Source organism: Vibrio sp. 1S139, assembly GCF_041439475.1.
Lineage (GTDB): Bacteria > Pseudomonadota > Gammaproteobacteria > Enterobacterales > Vibrionaceae > Vibrio > Vibrio crassostreae_C.
In genome coordinates, this window is the sequence record NZ_JBGOOD010000036.1 from 39,120 (window position 1) to 49,843 (window position 10,724).

Consider the following 10,724-nt stretch of genomic DNA (forward strand, 5'->3'; position numbering starts at 1 on the left):
AAGCCTAGGCTCCGAAATGGACCTGTTGCCGCCAAAGCCAGCCCGAAACTAGAAATACTAAAAAGAGTGGTGCTCCCTCCTCCGCTTGAAGGAGAGAAACAAATTTTGAATTAGAAGCTGTAGTTTGCGCCTAAGATAAACAGTGGAATGTAACCATCGAACTCATCGCGTTGCGGGCCGCTAGCGAAGTCAATTTTCTTGTAGCTTGCCTCACCAAACATGCGCCAGTTCTTTGAAAGTGGGTAGTTGGCAGACACACCTAGCTTAGAGTAATCTTCCGTCCACGCATGAGCGCCTGTTGCATCAACACTCTTTTCGAATGAACCAAATTCACCCCACAATGACGCAGAAAGCTTACCGAAGTTATGCCAAATACCTGGTTTGATAATCCACTCAGTCTCAGTTTCTGAGTACCCATCTTTTGCATTCCACTGACCTTCTTGGTAACGAAAGTTCAACCACGCGCCCGTATTGTCATTGATTTTGTAGCCAAAGCCCGGCTCAACTTCCCAGTATGGAAACTCACCGGTGCCACGCTTGTATTCCACGTGGTAAAGCGCGTAACCATGCATACCCAAACGGTCTGTCAGTTGGTAAGAGCCAAACACTTTACCGCCCGGAGTCGTGCGCTGATCAATACTCTCACCGGCTAACTTTAAACCCCAACCAATGTTACCTTTTTCATGGTTGTAACTACGGTTAACATAGATTTCTTGGATTGAGTTTACGCCTCGGTTGTAGTCGGCATGCTTCAGGTTGCCATTAAACAACTCTTCACGGCCAGAATAAAAACCAAAGTCCCAACCAGGTAAGTCATCGTGTCGGAAACTACCTTGCGCTATAGTGTATTTCACTTTACCTTCATTAACGCCATCATCTCGAATAATACGCTCGACTTCGATATTACTACCTAGAACTCCATGAAATTTACTTTCCTCTTGCTGAGGGGCATCTAACGCAGTAAGTAGTTCTGCATTAGAGTATTCAGACTTTAACTGCTCAACTGTGGCTGCTAATCTTTCTTCCTTTTTATCATCCTGTTGCGTCTCTTCAGCGAATAGAGCACTGGAAAAAGCTAAAGCTAAGAATACAGAGGAAGCCACTACTGTTTTTTTCATGATTATTACCTTATTATCACTATGTTACTGCCGCTCCGGTGAGGAGCAATTATTGGTACCTGCTACAACAGGCATTAATGTCCACGTTAGCAACGGCTGTAACCGTTGCTAACGCAGTAATTGAAAGCCCGCTCACCCGCGGGCTTTTTTATTATTCTTATCGTTATTAACTTGCTTGCTGCACTTGAGGCGGCAGCGTGATTAGGTCATTGAGCGTATGGCCACGCTCGTATGCCTTACCTTTGTTATCGAATAGATGGCATTTTTCAGCAGGGATGCGGATGTTCAAACGCTGGCCCACTTCAACATGAACTGTACCTGGAACGCGCACTAAGACTTCTTGACCGCCACGCACCAGTGTTGTGTAAAGCAGTGATTCAGTGCCAAGGCGCTCAAAACCTTCAACAATAACGCCAACGCCTTGCTCATCTAGGTGGATATCTTCAGGGCGGATGCCAAGTGTCATTAGTGCGCCTTGAGTTGCTCCTTGAGCATTCACTTCCGCTTCAAACTTGTAATCACCCACTTCAACGTGTGCTTTGTCTTCACAAACAGAAATTAGTGTGGCTGGTAGCAGGTTCATTTTTGGAGAACCAATAAAGCCTGCGACGAACAATGTGTTCGGGAAATAGTAAAGATCTAACGGTGAACCTACTTGCTCAATCGCACCATCACGTAGTACAACGATCTTGTCAGCAAGGGTCATCGCTTCAACCTGATCATGTGTCACGTAAATCACGGTTGATTTCAGCTTTTGATGATACTCCGCTAATTGAAGTCGCATACGAACACGCAATGATGCGTCTAGGTTCGACAGCGGCTCATCAAGAAGAAAAAGCTTAGGGTTGCGGACAATCGCACGACCAATAGCAACACGCTGACGCTGACCACCAGAAAGTTGGCTTGGCTTCTGCTTCATCAAATTTGTCAGCTCAAGCATTTCACCAACATTTTTAACGGCTTTTTTGATTTCGTCTGCACTGAGCTTTTTCGCCAATTTCAGACCAAATGCGATGTTCTCTTCTACCGTCATATGTGGGTAGAGTGCATAGGATTGGAAAACCATACCAATCCCACGGTCCGTAGGAGACAGGTTATTAACAACCTCACCATCTAGGCACATTTCGCCTGAAGAAATATCTTCTAAGCCAGCTACCATACGTAGCATGGTTGATTTACCACAACCTGATGGCCCAACGAAAACCGTAAATTCACCGTCTTCGATTACTAGGTTGGCGTCTTTGATGATGTGCGCACCATCTGGATAAATTTTATTGATGTTCTTCAGTTCTAAGCGTGCCATTGTTCTACCTACGTTATAATTCTTTCGCCTTGTTCGGCGTATTAGGGGCAGGCAAGCTGCCCCTTTGTTATTATGTGTAAAGCTTGCTTTATCAGCGTTTAGCTTTATAGGATTGCAGCAAGTTTCATCTCAGCTGTATCCTCGAAGCGCCATGTTGCATGACCAACGCGCTCATTAGGGCCAATCCCCACTACGCGCATACCTGCTTCTTTGGCTGCATCTACGCCCGCTTCTGCATCTTCAACCACAATACACTCGTCAGCGTTTACACCTACTTGGCCTGCCGCGTGAATAAACACGTCTGGTGCTGGCTTAGAGCGTTGTACTGACCATCCATCACCGATTGCATCAAACAGTGGCGTAAGGCCAAGGCGGTGTAGAATAGGACGCGCATTTTTACTTGCTGACGCCAGTGCTACCTTGATGCCACGTGCATTTAGCTCCAGTAGGAACTGCTCGATGCCCGGTAGTACGTCTTTTGCAGAAATTGTGTTTAGCAGATCAACGTAGTAGTCGTTCTTACGTTTCATTAGGTCTGCAAACTTCTCTTCGCTGATCTCTTTCCCATCTAGGATGATTTTTAGAGAGGCCTCACGAGACACACCACGCAGTTGCTCATTGATTTCACGATCGAAATAGTAACCTTCTTCGTTCGCCATATGCTGCCATGCTTGGTAGTGCAGTTCAGCGGTATCAGTAATTACGCCATCCAGGTCAAAGATAAATGCCTTACACATTGAAAGTAGCCTCTGTTGATTCAATTACACGTGGCTCACCCGCAACTTCGATGTTAAGTGGCTGGCCGTTAAACTCTGGACGAACAATGCTTACTTGAGCACCGTCTACTGTTACTTCCAGACGCTCACCTTTCCAGTAGATTGGGAAGTTAACGCTATCCCACTGTTTAGGTAGGTTCGGGTTAATGCGCAGTTCGCCACCAAGCATGCGTACACCACCGAAACCGTATACAACACACTGCCACATACCACCAATAGACGCTGCGTGGATACCGTGATCCGAGCTCTTCATGTTCTGACCAATGTCGATAGAAGCCGCTTGTTGGAACAGGTCGTAAGACAACTCTGGGTTACCAACATCTGACGCCAGTACAGAGTGAGTTGATAGACTGAGAGAAGAATCGTGTAGCGTTTTCGGCTCGTAGTAGTTCCAATTCGCTAGCTTAGTCTCTAGGTCAAACTTATCTTCCTGTTGTAGGAATAAAACCATTAAATCAGCCTGCTTAGAAACCTGCATCTCGTTCACTTGATCTAGGCTGTAGTCTTGGAACAGACCACCAACGAATGGCTGCTCTTTGTACTTAGTTAGGTCAATGATCTCTTTTTGTAGGTAAGTATCGTCTTGTGGGATGATCTTATCTTCTTCACGCGGTTGCGGTAGGTAGATATCTTCAACACGCTCTAGCCACATCTTACGCGCTTCAACTAGGTTCAACTTGTCAGACAGCTTCGCCAGTAGCTCTGTGTTAGATGCTTCTAGGTCTTCGTAGTAACGAATCGCTAGCTTGATGTTTTCAACGGCCATGTAGTTAGTGAACGCGTTATTGTCGATGTGCTCTTTGTACTCATCAGGACCGATTACGTTACAGATACCCCACATGTTGCGGTCTTCTAGCCACTCTAGGCGACTTGTCCAGAATGTTGCTGTGTCGAACATGATTTCGTAACCCATGTCGTCCATGAACTTCTGGTCACCCGTGATCTGGTAGTACTGCCATAGCGCATAAGTGATGTCACACGTGATGTGCTGCTCGATAAAGCCAGACCAAATCTTGGTCGACTTACCCGTGATGATGTCTACTGCGCCCCATACTGGCGTTACTTCTTCACCTGTAAGTGCAGACTCCCATGGGAACTGAGCACCGATGTAGCCGTTGTCTGCTGCTTTCTTACGTGCGCCGCCCAGTGTTTTGAAGCGGTACTCAAGTAGGCTACGTGCAACTTCTGGCATCGTGTAGATGAAGAACGGAAGCATGAATACTTCTGTATCCCAGAACGAGTGACCTTTGTAACCTTCACCAGATAAACCTTTCGCACCGATACCGAAGCGAGAGTCGTGCATTGGCGTGAAGATGTTTAGTTGGTACTGAGCAAAGCGCGTCGCTAGTTGGTCAAAATCGTTGCCACCGATAGTGATGTTCATGTTGTCCCAACGCTTGTCCCACTCAACTCCGCTGCCTGCTAATAGCTCGTCAAAGCTGCGGTCAGCATTCATTTTTAGGTTAGTTAGTGCGTGGTCACGTAGAGCTTGAAGCTCGTAGCCTTCAACATCGAACTGCTTGTCACGAGAAGTGTGTACAACACCCACTTTCTCAGTGCCAAATGTCTCGCCTGCTTTTAGCTCTTGATGGATGTTCAGCCATACCTTACGGCGGTCCATCTGTAGACCTGGGTCGATCTCAACTTCTGTACCATTTACGAAGTAGCGATGAGACGTTAGGAATACGAAATCAACTTTGCTTTCTGTCGTATGTTGTAGCAGCTCAATGAAGCGCTTGTCGTAGATACGCTTTTCACCTTCGTGGAAGTGCTGAGCGCCAGAGTTAGATAGCTGAGCATCGACACCAGAGCGGATTTCGATTTTCGCATCGCTGTTTACAGCCTTAACTTGAACGTCGAACGCCATTAGATGAAGGTTTGCTTGCGAGATAAAGCGACGGAAGCGCATCTCAAACGTTTTGCCTTCTGTATTTGTCCAAGTGAACTCACGAGTCAGCTCACCATTCTTAACGTTTAGACGACGTGAGTAGTTGCTTACTTCGCCAGACTCCAGATGGAAACGACGGCCATCAATGAACATCTCAATTGAACTCATGTCTGCAGCATTTGGAAGCTCGGTTACTTCCTCTTCATCGAACTTGTTATAAGTACCTGCGATGAATAGGTTACGCACTTGGCCTACATACTTTTCTTCCGTGGCACTACGGGCACCCATGTAGCCGTTACCTTGGCTCATTACCACTTCACATTTACCTTGAAGTGCTGAATCAAATGCCGTCTCTTCAACGATCCAATTTTTTAGTTCGCCTTGACCAGCGGTGTAGTTCATAAACATCTTAAATATCCCCGAGGATTAACCTTTAACAGCGGAAGAAATATCGTTACCAACGAAGTAACGTTGAAAAACCATAAATACAATAAGTACTGGAATTGTCGACAGGAACGCGCCTGCAAGAATCAGGTTCCAGTCACCTGCTACGCCATAGGCGTTACGTAAACTTAATAGACCAACAGGAAGCGTGAATGCATCCGCAGGGCTGTTTATCACCACCAGTGGCCAGAAGAAGTCATTCCAGGCCCCTTGAAAGCCAAGGATGGTTACAGACAAAATGGCTGGTTTAGCCAATGGCATAAATACTTTCCAAAGAATCACTAACGGGCTAGCACCGTCGACGATTGCCGCTTCTTCCAGTTCTTTGGGAATGTTTTCAAAGAACTGCTTCATGATGAGTACTTGACCGGATGCCACCACCGCAGTGATGACCGCCCAAGGTGTGTTTAACAACCCAATATCTTTGTAAATCAAGTAGTTAGAAATAAACGTCACCTGTGCTGGAATCATCATACTGAACAACATGAAAGCGAATACAGCACGTGCACCAGTGAACTTCAATCGTGCTAATGCATAGCCTGCGGTGCACGCGAGGAACAGAGTCAAAATCACCTTACCAATCGCGATAAAGAACGAGTTGATGGTCCAGCTCATGAACAAGCTCTTACCTGTATCCAAACTCACAGACTCTGTGTAAACACGAACGTAAGACTTGAATACATAGCCGATCACACCCGGTGTTGCGTTATCCCATGCAGCGACTCGACCACGACGCTCCATCTTGCTTGGTGCCAGGGTGCTATCAATCAACACTTGTCCACGAGGTGATTCTACGGTTAGTGGAAGCGTCGCAATTTCAGGACCGTTTCCTTGGTAAAGAATGTTAAATTCCCAAGTTTGGCTTTGGCCTTGCTTTGTGATCTCGTTACGACCACGCCTTTCGACATAGGTGACATCATCACTTGAAGCAACCAGACGAGGTTCGCTAACCACTGCATAATCAGAAGCAAAATCTGTCACCGTTGCTGCTGCCATGCCAGTACCTGGACGGCGACGTGGAACTTCAATGGTCGGTACCTGAAACTCTTTGCCCTGTTCAACAGCGTAAGTGACTGTAAAGTTGACCGTCGCTCCCGGAGCAAAACCACCAAACATAGGTGCGTTGTTACCTTCTTGACCCAGTTGGTATGCTGCCCCCCAGTTACTAGGTTGAACCTGTGCAAAGTTAAATTTGAATGGTTGCTCAAGTGGGTCGTCTTTTAAACTCGCTAAAAAGGCGACAACGAAAGTACCTAACATTACTGTTGCGACCAGAATCAGTGCACTGTATACCCACGCCACTTTCGCCCAGCGGCGTCGTTCTTGAAATTTCGCTACCTGTTCCATAGATGCCACAGGAACCGCATCATCTTTTGAAGTCATAGTGTGACTAGCCATCTGCCTTCTCCTTTATTCCAAAGATTTTCTGCAGATAAACTACTGCCAATGTAATGAATGCCAATATCAATGCCGCTGCGCTCGCCATACCGATTTGTGGCGTGCCACCCGGTGGAAATGCGTTGTGGTAAACGTAGTACGCCATAGTAATACGTGACTCGAGAGGTGCAGCTGAACCCAGCAGAGCAACTTGGTCAAACATCTGTAGCGTACCGATGATCGAGAAGGTCACGACAACGAATGTCACAGGAGCCAATTGAGGAATCGTAATATTCCAGTGTTGTTGCCACTTGTTAGCCCCATCAATGTGCGCGGCTTCATATAGCTCACCAGATATGCCTTGCAAGCCCGCCAAAAAGAGCAACATGAAGGTTGGAATCGTGGTATAGATATTCTGAATCACGATAGCCCAGAGTGTTAATGGCATTGGACCAACATGGTCACGCGTGTTCAGCCAGTTAACCTCAACCACATCTTTCGTGACTTCAATCCACCCCATTGCACTTGCAATAAAGGTTGCGATGCCCGCCACAATCACAGAGAGAATTGCCCATGCCGGGTCGAACCAGCCAACAGGCAGTCCTTTAATACGGTCTTTGGTAACCAAAACAAATTGAGATGCCACCGCTATCAGCACGAAACAACTGATGTGCGGATAGTGATTCACTACGTCCGTAACAAAGCCGTTTAGGTAACCGTTTTTTTGGTAGAACCAAATGAAGATTAACGTTACCGCAGCACTAGAAAGAATGCTTGGTAAGTAAAAAGCCGTTCTAAAGAAGCTTTTCGCACGAATCTTTGAGTTAACTAGAATCGCTAAGCCTAGTGCTAATACCGTTTGAACACAGGTTACGATGAGAGAGAACCAAATCGTATTTGCCAATGACAGTAAGAACAAGTCGTCGGAAAGCAACGCCTTGAAGTTAGCTAAGCCAACCCAAACAGCGTCACTGAACAGATCGTACTCAGTAAAACTAAAGTAAACTGTACGAACCAATGCATACAGAAAGAACACCACTAAAGTCAGTACAAATGGCCCTGCCAAGAGCCATCCGTAAACTTGTTGGCGTAAACGTAAAGAGTTCATCGTTCGCCCTACTACTTAGCCGTCAATACATCGTATTTTGCTTGTGCCATTTTGAGCGCTTCTTTTTGCGTCATTTGACCAAGCAGTACAGAGTTCAAGGCTTCATTGATCGGAGTCATCCAAGCCGTGCCGTAATCACCAAACGCAAATGGTTCAACGTTACCTTCTAGAGCACCTTTAAATACTTGTTTCGCCAACTCACTTTCTGAATCTTCAACTTCAAAGAATTTAGCGTCACTTAGAGATTTGCGGCTAGGTAGTGCAAGGCCAGAGTCCAATACCCACTCTTGCGCTTTTTGACTAGTAAGGATCTGAACGGCTTTTTGAGTTGCTTCTACGTTTTTGCCGTCTGCATTTACGCCCCATGCAACAGTAAATAGAAGATTGCCGCGCTTACCGGTTTTCGGATCTGTTGGCATTAGTGTTGTGCCGTAAGGAAGGTTTGGCGCTTTGTCGCGTAAGTAACCACTGATCCAGTTACCTTCAAGCGCTACAGCCGTTTCTTCTGTACCAAAACAACCACCACCCCAGCCCTGACCTAAGTCTGTTGCCAAAATGCCAACTTCATCTTCTGATACAAGGCCCGTGTAAAAATTGAATGCACGCTCGAAGTTCTCATCCAGTACGGTTTTGCCTTCTTCATTGAAAGGTTTCCAGCCTGTCGCAAGTGCGAATGGAGCAAAACGCGCGTAATCAGGCATAACACAGATACCTGATACTTCATCACCTAGCTCATCTTTCACCGCGATCAGTTTTTTACGTAAATCTTCCCAAGAATCGCTATTTGTTGGGTAATCAACGCCTGCATCATCGAAAATATCTTTGTTATATTGCAGCGCGATCGTATTGAAATCCTTAGCAATTCCATACTGTTTACCATTTGACGTAAACGCGCTATTTAGGCTTGGAATGACTGCAGAGCTCACATTAGCGAGTGAATCACTGTTTGCTGCTACCTTGCCAGAATTAACGAGGGTATTAGCAAAAACCACGTCAACGTAGAATGCGTCTGGTGCAGTACCAGCCGATAAAGAGTTGGTTATAAACTGAGAGAAGTCACCTTCTACCGCTTGGTATTTAACGCTTAGCCCCGATTTTGCAAAATCGTCAGCTAATACTTCTTTGACCAAGTTATTCAATACAACGACATCATTACCACCCCAGCCAGCAATAGTAATTTCTGTTTTTTCAGTTGCGGTTGCAGACAGGCTTGCAGCAAGTAGGGATGCTGCCAATATTGTTTTTTTCATGTTGCCCTCAGTTCATTAATTTCAAAATCTGAGGGTATTATGCACACCTAACGTAAACGCTTACGTTATTCCGGTCACATTTTCGTTTTTGTTAAGTTACAGTAATCCACTTTAGTGATCTTGCTCTTATTTTGGCCAGGTATTGGGCTTCTCCAACAGAAAAAACTATAAAAAAGCCTCTATTTTCTTAATCTCATAACTTAACACATCGCAATAACGTAAAGTTTTCTTTATTGAATAAAAAATGGGTATACCTTTCGATATACCCATGTTAATAAAATTAATATTGTTGGTTTACGTCGATTGCCCGAGCTTCAGAGTTATAGGAACTACAGCTCCTACTGGCTGCTCTCCTAACATAGCAAGCTCAAGCATAGAAGCTGCCTTGGCTGCTATTTTGTCCGTATCTTGAACAATTGTAGTCAGCATTTTTGAAATTCCCGGTAAACCATCATAACCAACGACAGAAAAGTCTTCCGGTATCTTGTAGCCTCGATCCTTTAACGCAGCAATGACCCCCAAAGCCGTCTCATCACTCTCACAAACAAACCCTTGGTGGCGCTCGAGTTGTTGCTTATCCATAGAAACAAAGTAACGATATGCGGCAATCTCTCCCAGTGGATCATGCCCAGTGCGCAATTCACGTATAGGTAGCGCATTACTCGCCATGACCGACATATAACCTTGATGACGAAACTGATAACCATCACCATAAGTTGTTGGTGTTACGAAACAAATGTCGCTTAACCCTTTATCAACTAGGTGTTGCGTCGCTTCCCGACCACCGTTGAAATCATCAGGAGCAACCCAGAAGGACCCTTCGCTCATACCAATACATACGAATGGCAAACCCAGTTCTTTACAGGTTTCAACACGTGGGTCATTGGTAGTCATACCAAGTAAAATCGCACCACCAACTTGCTGTAAGTCAACTTCCCCAAAGCTCACAGGTAACAAGTTACGACCAGAGTTACGAATTGCAGCTGATAGTGAAGGCCAAAGCATTCCCAAATAACGAGAAGCGTAGAAGTCTATCGGCCCAAGAGATATAGCAATGGTATTTTTATGATTTCCCATTAACTCTCGCGCAGATGTACTCGGCACGTAACCCAAATCCTTACAGATATCTAAAATTCGTTTACGTGTTTTCTCGCTGATACCAGGTTTATTATTCAAAGCTCGACTAACCGAAGCTATTGATACACCCGCGATTTTTGCGGCTTCATGTATAGTTGTTTTCTTTAAGTCAGTCTCTGTTTTAGATTCGCTCACATTAACACCTTCACCACCTACGTAAACTTTACGTTCATTATGTCCTTATTAGCATAGCTTTCAAGTAAAAAAACGTAAACAGAGACTATCTCTTGAGCACCATCACGGAATAACAATGATAAAGTATAGTTATATCGTAAGCGTCTTTAAATCGACTCATTGACTTTCAAGCCTCAACACAGATACCG

General features: G+C 45.4%; 8 protein-coding genes. All 8 read right to left on the minus strand.

All coding sequences use genetic code 11. The annotated features are described in order from the left end of the window. Window positions 1–110: 110 nt before the first annotated feature. The 8 genes from ACED46_RS13420 to ACED46_RS13455 all read right to left on the minus strand — a co-directional run bounded on the left by ACED46_RS13420 (window position 111) and on the right by ACED46_RS13455 (window position 10,536). Entirely contained in the window at window positions 111–1,118 is a 1,008-nt protein-coding gene (locus ACED46_RS13420) for an OmpG porin family protein (RefSeq protein WP_136982394.1), read from the minus strand. A 166-nt stretch (window positions 1,119–1,284) separates the two neighbouring features. Continuing rightward, a complete protein-coding gene (locus ACED46_RS13425) occupies window positions 1,285–2,421 on the minus strand; it encodes an ABC transporter ATP-binding protein (RefSeq protein WP_371721681.1) in 1,137 nt (378 codons plus the stop codon). Between the two features lie 104 nt (window positions 2,422–2,525). Continuing rightward, window positions 2,526–3,158, minus strand: a complete 633-nt coding sequence (pgmB, locus tag ACED46_RS13430; RefSeq protein WP_017060361.1) for a beta-phosphoglucomutase — start codon at window positions 3,156–3,158, stop codon at window positions 2,526–2,528. Next, window positions 3,151–5,487: a glycosyl hydrolase family 65 protein gene (locus tag ACED46_RS13435; RefSeq protein ID WP_017060360.1), complete on the minus strand. Its 2,337-nt coding sequence runs from the start codon at window positions 5,485–5,487 to the stop codon at window positions 3,151–3,153. Before ACED46_RS13435 ends, pgmB begins: the two co-directional genes overlap by 8 nt. A gap of 24 nt (window positions 5,488–5,511) precedes the next feature. Next, window positions 5,512–6,927 carry a carbohydrate ABC transporter permease gene (locus ACED46_RS13440; protein WP_017060359.1) on the minus strand — a complete coding sequence of 472 codons (1,416 nt, stop codon included), beginning with the start codon at window positions 6,925–6,927 and terminating at the stop codon, window positions 5,512–5,514. Then, window positions 6,920–8,014 (minus strand): carbohydrate ABC transporter permease, encoded by a 1,095-nt coding sequence (locus ACED46_RS13445; protein ID WP_017060358.1) that lies wholly within the window; start codon window positions 8,012–8,014, stop codon window positions 6,920–6,922. Before ACED46_RS13445 ends, ACED46_RS13440 begins: the two co-directional genes overlap by 8 nt. Window positions 8,015–8,025: 11 nt before the next feature. Further along, on the minus strand, window positions 8,026–9,264 hold the full coding sequence (locus tag ACED46_RS13450) for an extracellular solute-binding protein (protein WP_136982396.1): 1,239 nt from the start codon (window positions 9,262–9,264) through the stop codon (window positions 8,026–8,028). A gap of 294 nt (window positions 9,265–9,558) precedes the next feature. Further along, window positions 9,559–10,536 carry a LacI family DNA-binding transcriptional regulator gene (locus ACED46_RS13455; protein WP_017060356.1) on the minus strand — a complete coding sequence of 326 codons (978 nt, stop codon included), beginning with the start codon at window positions 10,534–10,536 and terminating at the stop codon, window positions 9,559–9,561. Window positions 10,537–10,724: the final 188 nt, after the last annotated feature.

Excerpts from the sequence above, each read along its gene's own strand:
- ACED46_RS13420 (WP_136982394.1), bottom strand. The coding sequence starts at position 1,118 with ATGAAAAAAACAGTAGTGGCTTCCTCTGTATTCTTAGCTTTAGCTTTT.
- ACED46_RS13425 (WP_371721681.1), bottom strand. The coding sequence starts at position 2,421 with ATGGCACGCTTAGAACTGAAGAACATCAATAAAATTTATCCAGATGGT.
- pgmB (WP_017060361.1), bottom strand. The coding sequence starts at position 3,158 with ATGTGTAAGGCATTTATCTTTGACCTGGATGGCGTAATTACTGATACC.
- ACED46_RS13435 (WP_017060360.1), bottom strand. The coding sequence starts at position 5,487 with ATGAACTACACCGCTGGTCAAGGCGAACTAAAAAATTGGATCGTTGAA.
- ACED46_RS13440 (WP_017060359.1), bottom strand. The coding sequence starts at position 6,927 with ATGGCTAGTCACACTATGACTTCAAAAGATGATGCGGTTCCTGTGGCA.
- ACED46_RS13445 (WP_017060358.1), bottom strand. The coding sequence starts at position 8,014 with ATGAACTCTTTACGTTTACGCCAACAAGTTTACGGATGGCTCTTGGCA.
- ACED46_RS13450 (WP_136982396.1), bottom strand. The coding sequence starts at position 9,264 with ATGAAAAAAACAATATTGGCAGCATCCCTACTTGCTGCAAGCCTGTCT.